General features: G+C 47.7%; 12 protein-coding genes. 3 read left to right on the forward strand and 9 right to left on the reverse strand.

Going from position 1 to position 21,010, the window contains the following annotated elements; translation table 11 throughout:
- Positions 1-426: 426 nt before the first annotated feature.
- Complete coding sequence (locus QEH52_RS02475) at positions 427-1,302, reverse strand: helix-turn-helix domain-containing protein (RefSeq protein WP_308948403.1); 876 nt, start codon at positions 1,300-1,302, stop codon at positions 427-429.
- Between the two features lie 85 nt (positions 1,303-1,387).
- On the opposite strand from QEH52_RS02475, the gene QEH52_RS02480 reads away from it, so the two are divergent.
- Positions 1,388-2,953 carry an FAD-dependent oxidoreductase gene (locus QEH52_RS02480; protein ID WP_308948404.1) on the forward strand — a complete coding sequence of 522 codons (1,566 nt, stop codon included), beginning with the start codon at positions 1,388-1,390 and terminating at the stop codon, positions 2,951-2,953.
- 176 nt (positions 2,954-3,129) lie between these two features.
- Here QEH52_RS02480 and QEH52_RS02485 read toward each other — a convergent pair whose 3' ends face one another.
- The 5 genes from QEH52_RS02485 to QEH52_RS02505 form a co-directional block, all read right to left on the reverse strand.
- Complete coding sequence (locus QEH52_RS02485) at positions 3,130-4,386, reverse strand: hypothetical protein (protein ID WP_308948405.1); 1,257 nt, start codon at positions 4,384-4,386, stop codon at positions 3,130-3,132.
- A gap of 323 nt (positions 4,387-4,709) precedes the next feature.
- Entirely contained in the window at positions 4,710-5,243 is a 534-nt protein-coding gene (locus QEH52_RS02490; protein WP_308948406.1) for an acyloxyacyl hydrolase, read from the reverse strand.
- 42 nt (positions 5,244-5,285) lie between these two features.
- Entirely contained in the window at positions 5,286-6,401 is a 1,116-nt protein-coding gene (locus tag QEH52_RS02495) for an alkene reductase (protein ID WP_308948407.1), read from the reverse strand.
- Between the two features lie 225 nt (positions 6,402-6,626).
- On the reverse strand, positions 6,627-8,033 hold the full coding sequence (locus QEH52_RS02500; protein ID WP_308948409.1) for an extracellular solute-binding protein: 1,407 nt from the start codon (positions 8,031-8,033) through the stop codon (positions 6,627-6,629).
- Positions 8,034-8,221: 188 nt separating this feature from the next.
- Positions 8,222-11,689, reverse strand: a complete 3,468-nt coding sequence (locus tag QEH52_RS02505) for a hypothetical protein (protein ID WP_308948411.1) — start codon at positions 11,687-11,689, stop codon at positions 8,222-8,224.
- A gap of 214 nt (positions 11,690-11,903) precedes the next feature.
- Here QEH52_RS02505 and QEH52_RS02510 point away from each other — a divergent pair, with 214 nt between their 5' ends.
- Positions 11,904-13,046, forward strand: coding sequence for a TolB-like translocation protein (locus QEH52_RS02510; protein ID WP_308948413.1), 1,143 nt, complete (start codon positions 11,904-11,906; stop codon positions 13,044-13,046).
- A 161-nt stretch (positions 13,047-13,207) separates the two neighbouring features.
- Here the strand turns inward: QEH52_RS02510 and QEH52_RS02515 are convergent, their stop codons facing one another.
- The 3 genes from QEH52_RS02515 to QEH52_RS02525 form a co-directional block, all read right to left on the reverse strand.
- A complete protein-coding gene (locus QEH52_RS02515; RefSeq protein WP_308948414.1) occupies positions 13,208-13,651 on the reverse strand; it encodes a hypothetical protein in 444 nt (147 codons plus the stop codon).
- A gap of 444 nt (positions 13,652-14,095) precedes the next feature.
- Complete coding sequence (locus QEH52_RS02520; RefSeq protein ID WP_308948415.1) at positions 14,096-14,836, reverse strand: hypothetical protein; 741 nt, start codon at positions 14,834-14,836, stop codon at positions 14,096-14,098.
- Positions 14,826-18,668, reverse strand: coding sequence for a hypothetical protein (locus tag QEH52_RS02525; RefSeq protein WP_308948416.1), 3,843 nt, complete (start codon positions 18,666-18,668; stop codon positions 14,826-14,828). The genes QEH52_RS02520 and QEH52_RS02525 overlap by 11 nt, the downstream gene beginning before the upstream one ends.
- Positions 18,669-18,872: 204 nt before the next feature.
- Here QEH52_RS02525 and QEH52_RS02530 point away from each other — a divergent pair, with 204 nt between their 5' ends.
- Positions 18,873-20,639, forward strand: a complete 1,767-nt coding sequence (locus QEH52_RS02530; RefSeq protein WP_308948417.1) for a glycoside hydrolase family 36 protein — start codon at positions 18,873-18,875, stop codon at positions 20,637-20,639.
- The last annotated feature ends 371 nt before the right edge of the window (positions 20,640-21,010 follow it).

A 21,010-nucleotide genomic window follows, 5' to 3' on the forward strand; every position in this document is an offset into this window, starting at 1 on the left:
ATGGAGCAGCGTTGTCAATCGCTTCACACGATCCGCCAACGATTCGCTATTCGATGTATTTTGAGCCGAACCAACAGTACAAAAAATTGTAAGTGCGACCATGCACGCGAGTCCCCCTAAGCGAGCAAAGGGCAATCCTAAACTCAGAGTATGATTCTTAACAGAGGGGCCACGACTGAACTGCCTCTTGAATGAATTTTGACTCATAATACGGGGTAAAAGAAATTGCGGCCAACACCACAGCCGAGGGGATTACAATGATGACAACACGGCGACTCATCAAAGCTCAGCATATCTAAGCAATAAAATGTTCACGTGCTTCATTAATGTAGGTATAGATTTCAGATCTTAACCCAGCTGTCAAGAAACGATGTGCTACGCGAAGGTTGCTATTGGATCAACTTGGGCGCAAGCAGTGCGCCCGACTCAACTGGTTCGACGCTCCACCATAGCACGATAAGCACTAGGCGTATACTGAGTATGTTTCTTAAACCAAGCCGTAAACTCGGATTGATGGCGAAACCCGACTAGATATGAGATTGCTTTCACCGCTTGTGCAGATGAGGCCAGTTTCGCCTTAGCGACGTTCAAGCGGCGACTCTCATAATACTGCTTCGGAGTCACTTCAAAATTGGCTATAAAAATCCGATTCACCTGTCCGGCACTCACCCCAAAAGCCTTGGACAATTCCTGCAAACGGAAAGCCGACTCCAAGGAATGAGCATCTAACCAACGCCGCATGTTCAATGCTCGCGTATCTTGCTTCTTAGGAAGATACACGCGCACTCCAGCAGCCTGCATACGCCCGATGACCGAAGCTAACCAACGCTGAAAACGGCCCTGTATATCCGCATAGGTCAGGTAGTCCGCACCGACCCGTGGTAACTCATTATAAGCATCTGGAAAATCACGCTGCACCCGGCGCAACATCGGCTCACAGAATTTTCTCCATTTCGGAACTGTCAAACTGTCCTCAACGATGGGTCGATCCAACTCAAAGAGTGGCCGTCCCGTGATCCAACGTGCTTCGAAGTGAATAGAAAGCATACGAACTGACTCGCTAAAGTTTCGATAACTCACTCCCGGCGGCAGCAAGACCCACTGGCCCGCCTGTACCTGCAGTTCATGCTTCTCTACTTGGATATGGACAGTTCCCTCCAAGAGTAGCCAAGCCGTAAAAAAAGAATTTTTGGCATATCGCTTACCAGAAGCTTGCGGGGGGCCCTCATAAATCCAAACCAAGTAGGCATCTAGATATTTCCATTCAAAAAAACTAAGCGTTGTAGAGGTATGCGGCGTCATTATGCACAAAAATCATAAATTAATGCTTAAATAGTTAAAGCCTCTTTTCTTGTAAAAAACGCTCTAGCTCATGAGATGAGGGGGCATGACTACTTCGAAACAATCCCCTCTCCGTTACTACGCGACTCCACAAAAGAACCTGGACTTAAACCTGGACGTCGACATCTGCGTCTACGCCGGAAACTCCGGAGGTATTATAGCCGCTATCGCTGCCAAACGAAAAGGCCTCTCAGTCGCACTACTCGAACCAGGCTACCATTTGGGAGGACTCACAGCAGGAGGACTAGGTTTAACGGATATCGGCAACAAATTTGCAATCGGAGGCCTCTCGCGCGAGTTCTACCGGCGTGTCGGTAAAAAATACGGCAAGTCCGAAGCCTGGGTCTTCGAGCCGCATGTGGCCGAAGCCGTCTACAGGGAATGGCTAGAAGAAATGGAGATCCCCTGCTATTTTGAAAGTTTCCTGAGCACAGTCGAAACAGCCAATAAGCGAATCGTCCAGTTGCGCACAGAAAATGGCATTACCGTCAAAGCCAAGCAGTTCATCGACGCAAGTTATGAGGGAGACTTGATGGCTAAAGCGGGGGTTAGCTTCACCGTAGGTCGTGAAAGCAACGATACCTATAAGGAAACCTGCAACGGCCGGCAAGTCATGAACAAACACCAATTCAACTTTGAAGTGGACCCTTATATCGTCGAAGGGGATCCCTCTAGTGGTCTCTTACCGGGCATCGACGGAGAACAATTTAACGAAGGCGTGGGCGATAAACGCGTGCAAGCCTATAACTTTCGTCTCTGCCTGACTGATGATCCAAAAAAGCGTATTCCTTTCACCGAGCCTGAGGGCTACGACCGTAACGACTATGAATTGCTAGTGCGCTACTGCAAAGCCGGCTATGTGCCTGAGTTTAATAAATTCAATTATCTTACAAATGGGAAATACGACATGAACAACCACGGTGCGATCTCCACCGACTATATTGGGATGAACCACAATTTCCCCGAAGCCAGTTACGAAACTCGTGAGGAAATTTTTCAAGCTCACGTTCAATGGGTCAAGGGGCTCATGTGGTTTTGGCTCACGGATACTGTGGTCGATGAGAGCTTTAAAGAGAAATACAGAAATTTCGGCTGGTCGAATGAAGACTTCCCCCAAACTGGCGGCTTCTCACACGCACTCTACGTCCGCGAGGCTCGTCGTCTGGTAGGCGATTTGGTAATGAACGAACATCATTGTCGCGGACATGAAGTCGTGGACGATGCCATCTCTCTGGCAGCCTATACGATGGATTCCCATAATTGCAGTCGCGTTGTCATCGATGGCAAGGTCCGCAATGAAGGCGACGTGCAAATAAAGTCCGGCCCACCTTACCCGGTGTCCTATCGCTGCATCATCCCCAAACAAGATGAGTGCACCAACCTATATGTTCCATTCTGCATTTCTGCATCGCACATCGCATTCGGTTCCATCCGAATGGAACCAGTCTTCATGATCCTGGCAGAATCTGCAATCGAAGCCGCGACTATCGCCATCGAAGACGACCTGCCCTCCCAAGAGGTACCTTACACAAAGCTTAAGGCTCGCCTCGAAAAAGCGGAGCAAATCATCCATCCCGTACCTCCCGCAAAAAACGTGCAGATGGGCGAATAAAATCAGGAACTAAACTCACGCAACGCGGACCTGTCGGCGACCTCACAGCACGTAATGCATCCATTCTTTGCGTCTGAGTCCAAGCCCTCTGCAAGCGTCCAAAGAAAAACCCGAGGCAAATGCCTCGGGTTTGCTAGCATCAGTAACAAAAAGCAACTGACTCTGAAGTCTTCGAATTAGTAGTTATAACTATAGGACTTCGTAGCACGTTCGCCGTTGATCCAAATACGATTTGCTTTCAAAACACGCTGCCCTTCGATACGTTCGAGATCCCCTTGAATACGGACGCGATCGCCTGAATTAAGGTCAAGCTCGGCGACGGTACGGCTTTCACCAAGGTCAACTGTAATCGTCTGGCCATTTTCCAGGCGGAGTCGAGCCAAGGTACGGTCTTCGTCAGCACCATCAATACTAGTGGAATAGAAGCGATCAACCGTGCCTTCGACACGGGAGATATTTTGATTTGAACTCATGTAACTAGAGCTCTGAGTCGCACTGCGACGATATTGGTTCTGTCTCGAAGCGATGTCCTGCGAGCTCGCGCTGGAACGTTCAAACCGATTCTGCTCCGATTGACGCTCCATTACATTCAATTCGTCGAATGCACGGTTTACGTCAAAGCTGCGATCATTGATCTTCAAGGTGTTGGTGATGAAGATTGGTTCGCCATTAAGCTTGCCGAGCACGCCTTTAACTTTCACCTCATCGCCACGTTCAAGATCAAGACCGTCAAGCCGCTCCTTCTCCCCAAGATTAACGACAATACTCTTACCGTTATCAAGTTTAACCTTAGTTACCGTGTAATCACGACCTTGGTCATTTTGAGCCTCTAGTCTCATATGACGAAAACCATCAATTACGCCATTCAAAGTGCGCTGCTTAAGCTGCTTACTCTGATTTTTTAGATCCTGATGATTACGCTGCGAATCAACGCTACGACTATATGTGTTTAGGTTACTGCGACGTTCATTAACATTGCGATTTTGGAACTCACTAATGGAGCTCCGATTGCTCTCAGCGCTGTCAACACTACTAGAAGACGATGCCCTCTGATCGATCATGTAACTGGCAGGGTCATAATCGTAATCGGATTCATGATAGCCATACTCGCGCTGCCAAGATTTTGAGGAGTCATTCCATGTATAGTGGTAGCCATAGTCTCGGCTCCCATTCGAGCTGTAGTCGTAATCATAGTCGTCTTCCCAGAGACCATCTTCAGCCCAGAAGTCCCAGAGCCCACTCATGTCGCGTTCATAATCCGCAGCTTTTTGATCACTGCCTCTTTGCTTGCCATTAAACCAGTCAGCAGCGTCATACCATTCCTCGGCGTGATAGCCCTCCGAGGACTCGTATTCGTAATTAGTATCCGCATGCGCGAATGTAGCTCCAGTGAACATTGCGGCGATGGCGGCTCCAGGGGTGAGCCATTTCATTTTGTCATACATCATAGTATATACTTCCTTTGTTGAGGATTTGAGTTGGGTGATAGACGGGTTGTGCCCCGCATAAGCACTTTCGCAGCATCCATGCCAATCTTAAAAAACCTCAACGAGCTCGCTGATACACGAGGATAACTTATATAAAAAATTTATCGCGTGTTTCGACTCATGCAAATGTCCATGAATTTAGATGAAAAATCCTGCATCTTGCAAAAGAGTAAATAGGCAAATAAAAATATAAGATCAGCCTACCGAACAACCACAGCTACAGACCAGCCCTCACAGAACAGCAGCCCCGCTCCACGTTGCATCAGAGATTAAAAACGACAATCAAGCGAAACCGAATGCAGGTTTAGCCCATCGTTTACATCATATATGCCGGCGTTTGACGTATGCTGATAGCGATAACCGAGAGTCCAATTCTCCTTAATTTGCCAATCTAAACCGATAGACGAAGTAAATTGAAAAGCGCCTCCTAAATCCAAATCACCAAATTTTTCCTCAGTTAAATAAGACGGCCCGCTGCTCACAACCAGTTCCACCGGAAACACGTCGGAATCTAAACGAAGCTGCGGAGCGATCTTAAGTAACCCACCCGTCGTACCCTCTCCGTTCAGAACAGCAGCCACCCCTTCAAATTCGAAGAGTAACTCATAATCATTAGAGAAATCCCAGGACCAAGCGGTGTCAGCCACCCCGAAAATTTCATAGCCTATGACGTCAACATCTGCTTCGGTGTCAATACCGACACGTAAGCCGACGCGGTCGAAACCATACGCACCAGACGGAAGCAAGGACGCGGATAAAAGATTCAGTGACAGGACAGTGATTATAGCTTTACTTTGTATCATTTTAATTAGTTATTTAGATTATATTTTGAGGGCGTAGTGATTCTACCAACTGCTGAGGTTTACGTTTGCGTCATCGTAAGTCGGATAATCAGTATAGCCTTTACTACCTTTGCTATACCAAGTGGCCTGATCACTCTCCGAGAATTCTAAGTCATTCGCAAAACGCTCGACGAGGTCCGGATTGGCAATATATGGGCGCCCAAAAGCAATCAAATCTGCATGCCCGTCACTGATGGCATCATTTGCATCATCGCGCTCATAACCGCAGTTAGCTATGATACGCCCATCGTAGACTTGTCGAAACTCTTTAAGCGTCATTGGTTCACCGAGCTCATGAAAACCGAACTTTAATCCGTCGACAACATGCAGATAGGCAAGTTTACGTTGCGACAACTGCTCCGCTACATAGGTGAAAATTTCACGATAGTCAGGCGAGCCCATATCGTTGAATGAACCATTGGGCGATATTTTCACTCCAATACGCTCACTCGAAAAGACCTGCGAGCAAGCTTCAACAATATCACTGAGGAGACGAAAGCGATTCTCCAGTGTGCCACCATACTCGTCGCTACGATGATTGGTCTTACTTTGAAGAAATTCATCCAATAAATAGCCGTTAGCCGCGTGAATTTCGACTCCATCAAAACCCGCCTCCTGCGCATTTTCTGCAGCTTTACTGTAATCTTGAACGATGGCCTTGACCTCTCGGGTGTCCAGAGCCCGCGGGATTTCATGCGTCTTCTCTTCGCCGCTTGGAACAATCACTTTAGCCCCCTCATGTCTAATAGCAGACGGAGCCACAGGCAGCGCCCCCTCCTGAAAGTCGCTATGTGAAGCTCGCCCAGTATGCCATAGTTGTAGAAAGATACGAGAGCCCCCTTTATGCACAGCCTTGACGACAGGCTTCCACGCATCGACCTGCTCCTTGGACCAAATACCTGGCGCATCCACCCATCCGACTGCTTGCTTGGAGACAAAGGTCCCTTCAGTAATAATCAGGCCCGCCGAAGATCTCTGTCCATAGTAAGTAGGCAGTAGAATCCCAGGCACGTGATCAGGAGATCGTCCGCGCGTCATCGGAGCCATGACGATACGGTTTCGAAGTTCTAGAAAGTCCCAAGAAATTGGGGCGAGAAGAGAATCGATATCAGAAGTCATGCAACTGCTTTGCAAAGTGCGTGCCAACTGCGCACAAGCTAGGTTTCAAGCATCGCACTCGCCTAAATCGTGCAGATTGCTCGATTGCAAAAAGGCCCATTCGTGCATTTTGTAAGGCTTACTACACAACTGCCAGAAACGATCGCACAATACAAAAAAAGCTTCACGCATTCGCATGCCGCGCCTTGATGACGAGGCCATTATCTGACGGCTAAAAATCAACGATCAATGCGGCTTCAGGCGATTAATAACTTCAGGATCCTGCTCCGAAGAATAAAATAAGCTCTTAATGACCTCCCCATTCGAACCGTAGCCACTCACTCCTAAAATAGTTCTGGCTGCTTGAGCCAACTCGGACAATCCAGTTTCTAAATCAATCTTATGGGTCAAGATGCGTTCAAGCCCATCAAGCACAAACGTCCCTGGAAAAGGGGGTTCTAGATTAAAGTCTGTCGAAATCTTTGCGACCTCAGTGGCAAAAAGCGCATCCCTTGAATCGTCCAAATCCAAGCTCTTAAATGCCGAACTTTTGCGAATGGGTATGTTATGTTTCCATTGGCCAATACAATCTTGCACGGGCTCTGACAACATTGCGGTCACATATCGCTTCGCCAGTTCAACTGACGTGCAATTCTTACGCACACAAATCAGGTCGGTTGCCTGCGCGGAACAATCCACACCATTATCGAAAAGCGGCATGGGCACGGTCTGCCAATCTTTAAAACCTGAGCGCTGAATAAAATTCATCATATGACGCCCGGAAAGATGCATGGCGGCCTGGCCATTCAAAAAATCGTCCAAATACTGCCCATCATCGATCTCCTCACCGGTCAACAGATCTCCCAGTTGACGAAACAACTGAAGGCCTTTGAGTACTTGTGGACTATCCAAAGTCACAGGATCTGCAAGCTCGGGGCAGAACAGCCGCCCCCCTGCCCGCACAATAAAGTTCATAAAAAGGAAAATTGCGGGCCGCCAATTGATGATTTGAGACTTCGGCAAGGTTTTTGTTAATTGCTCCACGCACCCAATAAAATCACTCCATGTCCAACCAGCGCTCGGCAAAGAACAGCCCGCCTCTTCAAACACCTTCGGATTAAAGAAAATGACGCGCGGCGAAAAAGCGAAGGGAATCCCCACCATCTTACCATTCACCACAAAGGGCTTGAAGGGGCGCTCAAAAAAGAGATTACGATCTGGATAGCACTCTTCAAAGATCGAGGAGAGGTCCATATAATCGTCATACTGAGTCAAAACATGACTGGTGGTTCGAAGCTCTAACATACCCCGCTTAAACGCATAGCTACTCCGCAAGCCAGGAATCGTATCTTCGAGCAACTCGAACATCCCACGTATCCATGGAAAATGATCTACTGGACTATAGACACAGAGATTTTCCTTCAGCACCCGAATTTGCCAGTTCGCTTGGACATAGGTCCCTTTACGAGAATGAGACTGAAGGACGCCGTCTTGACAAAGCGACTCCACAGCTTGTTGCACCTTGAGAAGTGATATACCCAATTCTTCAGCGATCTCTCTGGCGCCGGGTATTTTTTCTCCAGTGACAATAGCTCCACTCTCCAACATCGAGAGAATATGATGACGAACTGCAAATACCTTATTGGGAGACATACTAGTTGAGACTGAAGATTAAAACACACATTGACTAAGCCACGAGGCAACTCGCCGACAAAAAGAATCAAAAATGAGACAACACACCTGCTTGAACAAGCCGAAAATCAATACACTAGAATCCTCGGAGAGAATAGTCGCGGTAATTATAGACAAGCCACAAACACAGCACGCAAGAAATGGCCACACTACAGTGCCTCAGCGTTTACTGTAATTGGTATGGAGAAACCGTCATCGAATCTCACCAGAATGGTCGCTTCAAGCCTATCACCGGAACTCAAACTTGCGGTTTGCAGGGTCAGGGTTAGCATTTGAGTGCTGTTCGGTGAGAGCGTACCGGTGGCCGGGGCGACACTCAGCCAATCCACCGTATTATTCATACGGACTTCATAAGCCAGCGAATCAGCCAAGGCAGCAGTCGTGAGAACGACATTCACTGGAGTGCTCGAACCACCGACAGTGCCACTCAACTCGACAAAGTATTTGTCGGCACTGATGGCAATGGGCCGGATCGGAAACAATGAGCTATCACCATGTTCTATCGCACCTTGGTCCGGCGCATTGCCTAGATATTGGTCTGCGAAATTGAACAAGCCGAGTCCATCATCGATGCCAGAGGAATTACTAGCTAGGCGGAAATCGCCGACCCCAGCGTTAACGAAGATCGGTTCATCGTCCAAGACTCCATTGGCTTCTTGCCCGGCCGCGTACTGCACACTCGCCGCTGCCCAGTTTTTCGTCGACAAATTGTCGTAGTCGAAACTGTTCCATGGGTGCTGCTCCGCATCACGAATCGTCTTATTATAATCAGCATGCGAATTGGTGGTATGAATAATATTATTTCGCGTTTGTCCAAGAAACATTTCGCGATTAGTATCGCTACCAATCCCGACCCCGGCCAAACCTTTGCCCTTGCCATAAATCGTATTGTTAAAAAAGAAGCTCTTACCTTTTGAATAGGTGGTGCCCCCGCCCAACTTTACAATTGTAACGCTTTCGTCGTTGTCGTCTCCTTGATTAAACATGAGATTATTGAAAACATAAGACGGCCCCACAATACACGGGGCCAAACTCAAAGAAACACGGCAACTCTCGATACGATTGCCAAAGAAGCGCATGTTCATCTGACCGCCATCCAGCTCTGTGCCATCATCATTCGCGAAGGCCAGCATATTACCGTAGACATCGCTATCGCGGTAAAATGATCCGATCGGGCTCGTGTTGTTCTCGCCTTCGATCACATCATTCCAGCGAATATCATCGCTACCGATCAGGTCATTATAGCGGACCACAAAATTGCCCTTCATGTTTTTTGTGGAACTTACGATTTGATTCTGAACATAAATTGCGGTCGGGCCCATCGGGTGCTTGTTGGCGTTCTCTCCCCAATTATTCGCCGATAATCGTGGGTCGTGTATGTAGCAACGCTCAACCGTGACACGTGAACTGCCTGCTAGATGCACGCCAGCGTCTTTATTAATCGCAGAGCCTTTACCTTTATTCTTATCGGACAGAGTCTCGTATGAGTAGACGCCATCGGAATAATTCGGCTGACGCGCCCAACCCGACATTTCGCAATCAACGATGCGAATCTGATCTGACATCTCGACTTGCACCGCGTGTCGGCGACCGCCTACGATCTCAATATTCTCAAAAATGAGGTAACTGCTATTGATAATTTTTAATGCAACATCGTCGGCATAGGCACCATCGATATCATCCGCCCCGGTGCCAGTAATCTTAATCCAGCCATCCGGCTCACCATGCATATTCTCGATCAAAAGCTGGCCGCTGGTGTAAAGACTCGAGACCGAGATCGTTTGAGCAATCGTTGGTGTACTATCCCACGTCGTGACTTTTTCACCGGCTTCATCAAACTTAATACCATCCACTTCCAGCACGACTTGTACTTCATATTCAGTGTCTTCAAGCAGACCCACAATACTACCACGATACTCACCACGAGTGTCGTCAAACTCTGACTGATAGGCTTCATACCACTGCGTGCTGCCTGTCTCGCGATAGTAGATGTGCGCCACTTCATTCGCGACCTGAGTTTCACGGCTAACATAAACACCAATCGACTCATAGGTCGGCACCAAACGGACTGGCAAATTCTTCGCTTCGTAGAGATGCACTTCATCCAAGTAAAGCTTAGCTCCTGAATTAGACTTCGGGAAATTGGAAATAATCTGAATATAAGCCGCGCCCGCAGGAGCCAGAACATAAGGGCTGGAGAACTCACGGAAAGGCGCAGTGCCCGCAAAATCTACCAATGTGCTGGAGCCTCCGAGGCGAGTCGTGCCATCGGCCGCATAGAAGCGAAAATAAAGCGACGGAGAAACCGAAACATTTAAAACCGCGGCTTGAAACGACAGCTTATAATACTGGCCAGCAGTCACGGGAATCAGGTCATGAGAGAATGTCTTCCAATAGCTAGCTCCATTTAATCGAACTGCTTGAGAACCTTCCGCGACAACCGTTGTTTCCAAGCTCACACTGCCATTCCAGTCCGAGACGCCGCTTTCGAGTCCAGGATCTGGCGTGATGCTAGTAATGTCTTGAGCAATGAAGCTGGACGATGCCAAGCCTGACTCATCGGCATCAGTCGTGATCAAAACATCGTCGAGATAAGTCGTCCCCGTCCCAGGATACCCTGCTGCAAAATAGAAACGAGCGTATTGAACGCCTGCAGGCGGATAGATGCCATCAGCGCGGTAGACAGAATAAGCGTTGGTCCCGAGCAACGAAAGCAAGTGATCCGTGGCAATTTCTGAATGGCTCGAATCATAATAACGAATCTGAAACACACCGTTCGAGGTCGTATGATCGGAAGCTGCGGCAAAGGAGACCGCATATTCTTTAGCTGGGTCGCAATCGAACTCATACCATGAGTGCTTCCAATAGGTCCCATGTGAATGAGAAGACGCATTTACACCCTCGAATGCATTGCTACTTAAGCCCGTGTGCCCTTGATACCACCCCGCATGGCCATTTTCGAAACCTCCATTCGCATTAACAACAAGCTCCTGGTGTGAAAACCCAGGCAGCTCAGCCACACTAACATTGTCAATGTACGCATCTTCGTTGGGACTCGTGCTTTTCCAGGAAAATCGTAATTTGAATTCAGTCGCAGTCAGGGTGTCCGAATAATAACTTGATGGAACGATCACCGAATAGTTCATAAAATCGGCCTGAGAGCCATCAGCGTTAGCAAGTGTGAGCTGAGCCCCAGCGTAATCCATCGTCTGTGCAAAACCATCCGGCCGACCCGCATCATAGAGTATCGGCTGAAATCCAGATCCGAAATCAATTTCAAATATCAGAAAATCTGGATGACTCCCGCCCCCCTCAAGTGTCGCAGGCACAAAGTAATCGAACGAGAACACCAAATCCTGAGTGGCATCTGGGATGGTCACGTAATTTGTTAAGGTAAGCTTCCTAGCACTGTCACCCTGACGCATAAAGAGGCTATTCGAATTCGACACAGAATAGCTATCCGCTACATAAATAAGAGTTGAGGAGTTGCGGCTCCAAGCAGCGGGAGCGCCCCCCACAGTATCGCTGTCGAAGTCATCAAAGAAAATCGATGCATTGAGGGAAGTGACAACAGAGAGTAGTGACACGCAATAAGCGGTCGCAAGGCGATGGGACATCGTTTTCTTCATAATCAAGCTAGGGGCCATTGATTTGATCGCGCGAAAGGAGGGGTAACCAATCGCGCATGGTGAGCAGTAGTCAGGTCTTATTGGGAATCATCATTGTAACAATATTCAATTGACTTAGTCAATCAAATTGACACCTTCCGTTTCTCCCCAGCACTTGAAGCATTAGTCACGCAGCAGCAGCGCAGTACGCCATTCAACACTCATGTCAGAATTATCCTCAAAACCCGCCAAGGCGATCACGAGTAGTTCCAAGCATCACTTCTTTGGATACTATGACAAATCATGTTGGGACGCCTCACAGCGTTGGGTGCTCGGTCAAGAATCAATGTTCATGGACCGTGCTCCAAATGCAGGCGACACCATCACCATCGGAGTGATTGACACGCACAATAAAAATGCGTGGCGACCGCTAACCCAAACAAGTGCTTGGAACTGGCAACAAGGATGCATGCTACAATGGCTGGGAGACGGCACTGAGATTATATTCAACGACATTGGTCCTGACGGATTCTACGCACGTATCATTAACATTGAGACAGAAGCAGAGCGAAAACTCTCGCGCCCGATCTACGCAGTGAACCGTCAAGGAACGCACGCCGTTTCGCTTAATTTCTCTCGACTGCAGAACCAAAGACCAGGTTATGGCTATGCTGGAATTCCCGATAAATGGGAAGCGGTTGCCACGCCGACTGATGATGGCCTGTACTCATTGGATCTACAGACGGGTGCCTCCGAGCTCATACTCAGTCTTGCAGATGCGGCCAACTTCCAGCGAATGCCAGAATTCGAAGGAAAACTCCACCGCTTCAATCACATTCAGTTCAGCACTAATGAACAACGCTTTGCGTTTTTGCACCGCTACAAGACGCCCGACGAAGAAGTCGGACGCACCCGCCTCATGACCATGAACCTAGATGGCAGTGAATTACGCTGCCTCTCCGACCACGGATTCGTCTCCCACTATGATTGGCAAGCGGATAAAGCGGTTTTGGCATGGTCCGGGCGCCACGGAATCGGTGATCGCTATTTTCTTTTTGAGGATAAGATCGGAGGCGACATTCAAATCATCGGCGGAGAGCGATTCAAAACCGACGGCCATTGCTCGTTCTCCCCGGACGGTCAGTATATGCTAACAGACTCCTACCCAGACGAAACCGACCACCGAAGCCTCTTACTTTATCATATTGAACGCGATGAACTCACGACCTTAGGACGCTTCTACTCCCCGCCGATGGAATGGCAAATACGCTGCGACCTTCATCCCCGCTGGAATCGAGACGGCACACAAGTCTGCATTGACTCGATTCACGAAGGTCATCGCCAAATGTATGTGCTGAGCATTTAATCACGCAGTTCTAGCCACTGGTAACACACGCGATATTTTTTCGAATCGCACAGAAAATCGGCGAACTCGTTGCGACCGCCGGCCCCTCCCCATCATTCAGGCACAAAAAAAATCCCCTCCCAGTGGCAAGCACGGGAAGGGGATGGACTAGAATAATGAGGCTAGGCGTGCCGACGTTTGCAAGCGACTAACAAGGTGCTCAGCCCCAACAAGATCGCAAACTGCGATGGCTCAGGAACCGTAGCCACACTGATATTGTCGAGGTATGCATCTTCATCATTCGTCGAACCACTCCAAACAAATCGCAATTTGAATGAACTGGCCGATAAAGTATCGGAATAATAGGCCGACGGAACAATCACCGAATAGCTTTGAAAATCACCTGGGGTCGCAGTCCCACCTGCGCTGGCAAGTGTGATCTGAGTTCCCGTATACTCACTAGTCTGCGCAAAGCCATCAGCGATGCCTGCATCTTTCAAGATCGGCTCAAATCCACTCCCAAAATCAATACTGAAAACAAGACTATCTGCCGCTTCAACGGAGGCGACTCCAGCAAAAAAATCAAAGGAGAACTCCAAGTCCTGACTTACATCAGGTATTGTCACGGCATCTGTCAGTGTTATAGTACGGCTGCCATCCCGCATGAAAAGACTATTCGAAGAAGACGCTGAATAGTCATCAGTTACATAAATAAGAGATGAATTACTTCTCGCCCAACCAGTGGGAGCCCCCCCATCGGCGATACTATCGAAATCATCAAAGAAAATCGACGCGTCCAGGGAAGCAATAGTGAGAAGGGAAGTTAGGGGTAGGTATATGTATTTAAGGTTCATAACAATTTTTAAACATTAACAAGCTGGCTTAGTCAATAAGTTTTTAACTTACGAATCTGGCGTTAATCATCTTAGAGCAATCAGACCACCTGATAAAATCAGCCATATGAAAATCACCCGCAAGCGATGCGTCCACTTCGGTAAGTTCGAGCATCGACTGCACCTTCGCCTCCCTACAAAAGCTTTCGGTCACTCTATCAGTTACAGCGATCGCACCTATTCCAAATCTAACTGGGGTTGTAATGTCTGATAATACACACGCCTGACTTTCAACTCTTCAGCTCTTTTGGGGTCCTCAATAATAAAAACCATTCCACTACGTCCAGAGCGATAAGGCCATTGTGTTTTATAGACCAGCTTCCAGCCCGGATCCTCGTCAGTTTTTGACTCTAGCGCAAACATGACACCAAAATTCGGCTTATCAAGGATTGGCGCATTTGAGACTGAAGAGGCTCCAGGCTGGAGCATGATACGTTCATCCTTAAGCTGAGCAATTAACCTATGCTCGGTCATGTTGAACAACTTATATATATCCGTTCCATTCTCGCTCGCTCCTGTCTCGACGGGAACGACACGGTATTGAATCGGCTCATCATGAAGCTTCATAAACAAAAGCAATGTGTCATTTGAATTTCCCTCAAACTTAACGGAGGCGACTGGTATTCGGGTCGGGAGCCCTTCTTCATCTAAAGGACCGTCACGATAAAAAACAAGTGGCACTTCCAAGACCACCTTATGCACAGGAGTCGGAGTTCCGTTATAAATGGTAAGATCCACCCGCTCACCTTGATTCATGTAAAAGACATCCTTAATTGTCTTATCCCAACTTAACATCGAGAAAGCCACATTCACTGGTTCACCGACTTGAGCGCATAGCCCATGAACTGAAATTAAAATTAACAGAAAAACACGTTTCATATAAGATATTCTCACCGCTTTGATTGGATTAGATTTCATCTTCACTCAACCACCTAAAGCTGACGACTTCAAATCGTCGTCCAAAATCACTAGCTGAACTGGGTTCAAATGCATCATCCTCATCAGGCTCAACAGGGGCGACTGAGCGACGCACAACTGCTTCGCACCAAACTTGAGCGATTTGCTTTCCAGTAACTGGATCGAACGAATCTCCATACGAGCGAATTAAAAAAGTATCACCACGGACTGTCATGACAGGAGCGAGTCGCTGCAGCAAATCTGCCTGTAAAACGTATCCCGGAAAGCCAGCAGCTTGAAAATTAGTCTCCCCAAACACATCATAAAACCCGGGGTCTGTAAGACTATTATCGGCACTGGCCGTGTAAGCACCAATCCGTTCTGCCCGATTCAAACCAAGTTCAGGATCGTCCAAAGCAGCCTGCAAAGCACCCATTTTACCTTCGGCACTGACTTCAACTTTTCGATTTACAAAATCTGCAAAAGATAGAAAGGGACCGCGCAGTTTTACCTGATCAACAATAGCTTGAGCCAAGTCGTAAACCTCTTCCTTCGTAAGCTCCCGCACCCCTTTCCAGAAATTCTCCTGGCCTGACAATCCGTCTAATCTGACCTTACCATGGTAGGGCCAACTGAAGCGAGAAACGACGATTCCCCCATCCTCTTTCAAATAAGGGTTTCCTTGCCCATGTGCGTAAACAGGAACAGTTTGCTGGCTCAAACCTGCAAGAAAAGCAGTCCAAGCCTCCACGGATGTTGAGTTTACATTAAACGCTCCATCGACCTCCAGGTAGCCAGCCATATGATGAAACAAATCATCGGAATCTGGATCACTATAACTGCCACGACTATCCAAAAGCTCTTTGTTCAGCTCTTCAACATCATCACTATAACGATAACGACGATTCTGAAAAGGGACTGGCAAGGTCTTACCTCCTGCAATTTCACTATTGGTCATTGTGACATCAGGCGCCTCACCTGCTTTAAAGGCCTTCAATTGCTCCGACGCAACCTCCTCCTTCGGATCTAATTGAACTACACCGGAAAAAAAATAGCGATCCCACAACTTATCGTTAACCAAATAGGAAGTGTCAAAAATCTTAAAATTCTCATGCTCGACCGTGAAATCGTCATCTCTATTGTTGTATATTCGAGCTTTATGGCTGCTCGAACTAGTATCATCCAATGGAATACGAATATTCGCATATGAGTTACCGACCATATAGGTTGGGTCGAAATTATACCGCCCCAAATTAGCATGTTGCAAATTCCCCAAAGAATAAAGTGGCGCACGTGGGCGATCAAAAAGGATCACTTGAGATTCTCCTGCATTAGCAATTGAATTGCCCCAAAAACCATTGGCTCGATCAAAGTCTTCTACGAATAATGATGTATCATCACCCGAGTTAAAGAGACCATATTGATCGGGATTGTAAGTCGTGAACATGCTCAACAAAGGATAACCAATTCCCTCATCAAAACCGTCCCACTCCACGTTGGCATTAATGGCACGAATATTTGAGTCAATCAGATGTCGCCATGGCAATTCAGTCTCTTCCGTGGTTTTAAACCAATAGCCGACACTCAATACAGAATCCAAAGTCGCCGCATCTGAAAGGGAGCCGAAAGAAACTTCACTTTCAATCACATCTGAAGCCTTGGTAATATCTGGAAACAACTTACCAATGCTTGCTACAGAATTGGAAGATTTACCTGAGAATGAACCCATATTTAAACCTACACCAGATGATTGATCCATCGTAAACTTAATTGAAAAGGGCGTGGCCGGGGCCCCGGGATCTGTTAATGACAGAAGCGCTAATGATTCTGCTTCAGTAAAGCCCCATGACTTCTGCTTTTGGATCGAGTTAACATGATGAGCCCCCTGCTTTCCACGATGGTAAGTAGCCACGCCACTCGCATAAACCCTCCCCTCACTCGCAGTTTCATGGCTCAAGGTAGAGACCATTCCCAAATGACCAGGCACATAAGGACTCAAATAAATAAACGCGTCGCTAACTTCATCAACTGTGCCATCGGACTTGGTATCCAGCGCAATTCCTTTAGCTCCATTTGAACCAGTTACAATTCGATCCGCGGCATAACGAGAGCTTGTCGGATCGATCCCTAAATAACGTGTCTCACCTGGCAATAGAGTGAAATTTGAAATGTAAAAAACTACATTTCCAAATCCGTTATTAGGCATAATTTCGCGCAGTGCAAACTCAACGGGGTCCTGACCATCAATATCAATAGTCACTTTTGGATTCGCGGGCCAACTGATTTTGATTTTCTTGTCATTGTTTGACTCGATCTCAATTGCTACGTTATATGGATTGTAGAGACCGATGATTGGATTAATTAAAAACTCCAAACCATGAGCACCGTTATTCAAGCCTAGGTTTAATTGCAGCCTTGATATAACTGGAGTCAACAAACTGCCGAATTGGTAATTATCAGAAATTGGCGATTTTCGAATGTAAATATTGCCAGGGTAATGCCCCCGATCTTGCGGAACGGTTTGATAAGGCAGACCAGATGACGTCAACGGCGACTGAGTGTATTTAGGATCATAGTGCTGCCAGCCTAAGTATTTAAGGAGACTGCTCGAATCACGTCCAGTATCGATTTCTTGCTCTCGAAAAGGCGTGAAATAAGGGGCTGAAATATCATTAAATGTATACGCTTCCTCCAAATCTATACTAGCTTTGATAGTCAACACATCTTCATGTAGAGTCTCCTTCTTCCATAGATAAGCTCGGCTCCGCCCAGCGGGAAGATACTGACGATAATAAGATCGTAGTATGTTCCAATTAGGCCCCCCAGTCTCCACACCATCAATGGCATTCGCCACCATTACATCATCATCAATAAAATAGAGCGGCTCATCACCGGAACCTGGGCTAGGATCGACGACAAAGTTATCGTCGAAAATTTTCCGATACTCAAAGGCTTGGGTCAAATCTCGCTTCAGTCCTCCGTTCTTCACGTCGACTAGCAACCCCGTAGACCAAGGTGAAAGCGCTCCAAAGTAACGATCCTCGACGATCGTGGACGACTCAGAAGAACTAGACGGTTGCGAGAGCATCACCGTGCTCGCAAGGTCTAGCAGTCGTGATACCTTTGAATCATTTGCTGGATACGACTCCAAATCCTCCAAAACTTCCACTCCCGAACGCTGAGACATAGCAAACGAACTCGATAGTTCCATGAAATGACCACTATCCGCATTTTCATCCACAAGGTTTACACCTGCTTTTGTATTCTCATCCGAGATCCAATAAGCGAAATGCTCCCGTTCCGAATCGGCAGATATAGATTCCTTCATGACTTGAATTTCCTCCCCCGGAGTCACCGAACGATTACGAACCATTGTGACCAGACTATCGGGGGACAGACTGGTTAAATCAGTAGACGGAACTAGATAATTCGCATCAGTATTATCCAAACCTGTATTTCCGCTCACGAGCCATCGCCCCTGCTTAAGTCTCTCTGTCGCACTGAGCCCCTCTAAGTCGCTCGTCGTATCCCAAATACCAACCCATTCTGGTGAAAAAACATCCACTCCAGTGCTCACACCATCACGACCTGGTGAAAAAATAGAAGCACGCGCAGAGACACGCCTGTCTTGCCCTGCCACCTTCTGTAACTCTCCTAAAGCAACCAACATTCCAAGGCGTGCATTCTCCCTCGCTTGATTCTGTGCCATCGAAAAGTTAGCACTCGTCACTTCAACACGAATCAGTGCCGTAACACTCAAGAGTAAAATAAGTATGAACGCCATAAGCGAAAGCGAAATGACAAGTGCAAACCCGCGAGTCGGCGATGGGGAGGCCTGGGAAATCAAAGGCATTGGGGAGGGGGAGTATAACGAGGCTTTAGATTGACCACAATTTGAGACAACTAGATCCAAGGAGAAGCATTTCAATAGGGTAATTTATAATATTTACAGAGCCCCCAAACACTGACTAAGTCAAGTGAAAAATATTGAATACTCTTTGCATACTTTAGTGCAATTGCTCACTGACGAAGAACCACATCACTGAATAACACAATCATGACAATCGCCGCCAAAAACCTCAAAATTGAATCGAAACAACCGGAACAAATAGAACACGCACATTGCACCGCACACGACCTAGCGCCTGGATTGACGGAATTCAAAATAGCCATCCAATTTCAAACAGAAGTCACACCTGCCCCCGTTGCGATAGAATGGCTCATCCCACTGATCGACATCGCAGGTAAGTGGCACCCGCGCATCATGAGCGACCGCTCCATGACCGCCGACTGGTGTCAATACATCCAGAGCTACGCCACGCTAGGTGCACCAGTCTACAGCCTCTTTTCTGAAGGCGGTGAAAACCGCCAAACCTTTGCTCTCTCGGACGCAATCAACCCAATCGAAATCCGTGTTCAAGTCGAAGAAGACACTGCAGAGGTCAAATGTGAGGTGATCTTATTCAATGCCCCGACCGAAGCACTGGGCAGCTATACACTGACTATGCGTATGGACACACGCCCCACCCCGTATCATCAAGCACTGGAGAATGTGGCAAAATGGTGGGAGTCGATGCCCGAGTATAAGCCCGCGTTTGTCCCAGACTCAGCCTTCGAGCCAGTCTATTCAACCTGGTATAGCTTCCATCAAGACCTAAGCGAAAGCTCTATCGAGGAGCAATGCGAGTGGTCAGTAAAGATGGGCTGTAAAACAGTGATCGTCGACGACGGTTGGCAAACCGAAGAAAGTAATAAGGGTTATCAATTCTGCGGTGACTGGGAAATCGCACCGTCAAAGTTCCCCACGTTTAAGGCGCATGTGAAACGCATTCAAAATATGGATATGCGCTACATGCTTTGGTTCTCAGTGCCCTATGCTGGTCGAGAAAGCGTCGCTTGGCAAAACTTCAAAGACCGCATGCTGCCAAAACCGTTTAGAAATGCGGACTGCTTTGACCCTCGCTACCCTAAGGTCCGCCGCTACCTCATTGATTTTTATCGAAAAGCAATCGAAGACTGGAAGCTCGACGGCCTAAAACTCGACTTCGTAGATCAGTTTACTGCCGAGAGAGAAACTGAAAGTGCCGTTGAAAAAACTGACATGCGCTCAGTTCCCGCCGCTGCCGACCGCCTGTTATCAGACATGATGCTCGAACTACAGGCAATCAACCCAAACGTGTTGATCGAGTTTCGCCAAAGCTACATCGGTCCCGCCATGCGGAAATATGGCAACATCTTGCGCGCTCAAGATTGCCCCAACGACGCTCTCAGCAACCGCATCCGCACCATCGATGTGCGACTACTGGCAGGGAACACAGCCGTCCACTCCGACATGATTATGTGGCACCGCGAGGAAACGCCCGAACGCGCCGCTCTACAACTCTGGGCCGCCCTCTTCTCCGTGCCTCAGGTCTCCGTTAAAGATAGTATGATTTCTCTGGAGCAGAACCAAATGCTTCGATTCTTCATGAACTTTTGGCTCAAAAACCGAGACCTACTCGTCAAGGGCGACTTAATCCCACTGATGCCACAATACCTTTACCCTATTGTCTATGCATCCAATGCCACAACACTCCTGGCAGCACTCTATCAGCCCGACCTAATCGTCCCCGTAGCAGATATCGGAACCCGCGCTTTCACTCTAGTCAACGCGACCGAAAGCGAGCGTGTAGTCATCGACCTCGGACAAGTAGCTCAATCCTATACCATCATCACATACGACTGCATGGGAAATACCACGGAGACAATACAGCTCAAAGAGACCTCCGGACTGCAAAAAATTAATGTCTGCCCAGCAGGGATCGCGGAATTCTCACAAACATAGCCTCCTGCGGTGACACTTTATACAAAATCACAGACTTCTGTTGTAGGTTCATCCTACCAGCTAAAGTGACTAAAAATAATGACATCCATCCGGATGGGCATGACACTGTGATTTTTACAATCGTGGACTTTAATCACATTGACACCTGGCCCATACCGGCCGCACTGCGCCTGCAGTTTGGGTCGAACCAACCGAGAGAGCACAGCAAACCCGGCTCAATTCTACGACCGATTTTCCCAACCCTCGGTGCAGAGTTAGGATTGTGATTTTCCAGCTTAAATCCTCACGATCGAAAGCCTACGCAAAGGCCCAGGAAGGTTACGTAACCGTTCTGGGCCTTTTAATCAATTTGCAAGGCATCACCGCTCAAC

This window comes from Thalassobacterium maritimum (assembly GCF_031127805.1).
Taxonomy (GTDB): Bacteria; Verrucomicrobiota; Verrucomicrobiia; order Opitutales; family Coraliomargaritaceae; genus Thalassobacterium; species Thalassobacterium maritimum.

What these genes read in the sequence shown, in the direction of transcription:
- QEH52_RS02475 (WP_308948403.1), bottom strand. Translation starts at nt 1,302, where the DNA reads ATGACGCCGCATACCTCTACAACGCTTAGTTTTTTTGAATGGAAATAT.
- QEH52_RS02480 (WP_308948404.1), top strand. Translation starts at nt 1,388, where the DNA reads ATGACTACTTCGAAACAATCCCCTCTCCGTTACTACGCGACTCCACAA.
- QEH52_RS02485 (WP_308948405.1), bottom strand. Translation starts at nt 4,386, where the DNA reads ATGAAATGGCTCACCCCTGGAGCCGCCATCGCCGCAATGTTCACTGGA.
- QEH52_RS02490 (WP_308948406.1), bottom strand. Translation starts at nt 5,243, where the DNA reads ATGATACAAAGTAAAGCTATAATCACTGTCCTGTCACTGAATCTTTTA.
- QEH52_RS02495 (WP_308948407.1), bottom strand. Translation starts at nt 6,401, where the DNA reads ATGACTTCTGATATCGATTCTCTTCTCGCCCCAATTTCTTGGGACTTT.
- QEH52_RS02500 (WP_308948409.1), bottom strand. Translation starts at nt 8,033, where the DNA reads ATGTCTCCCAATAAGGTATTTGCAGTTCGTCATCATATTCTCTCGATG.
- QEH52_RS02505 (WP_308948411.1), bottom strand. Translation starts at nt 11,689, where the DNA reads ATGTCCCATCGCCTTGCGACCGCTTATTGCGTGTCACTACTCTCTGTT.
- QEH52_RS02510 (WP_308948413.1), top strand. Translation starts at nt 11,904, where the DNA reads ATGTCAGAATTATCCTCAAAACCCGCCAAGGCGATCACGAGTAGTTCC.
- QEH52_RS02520 (WP_308948415.1), bottom strand. Translation starts at nt 14,836, where the DNA reads ATGAAATCTAATCCAATCAAAGCGGTGAGAATATCTTATATGAAACGT.
- QEH52_RS02525 (WP_308948416.1), bottom strand. Translation starts at nt 18,668, where the DNA reads ATGCCTTTGATTTCCCAGGCCTCCCCATCGCCGACTCGCGGGTTTGCA.
- QEH52_RS02530 (WP_308948417.1), top strand. Translation starts at nt 18,873, where the DNA reads ATGACAATCGCCGCCAAAAACCTCAAAATTGAATCGAAACAACCGGAA.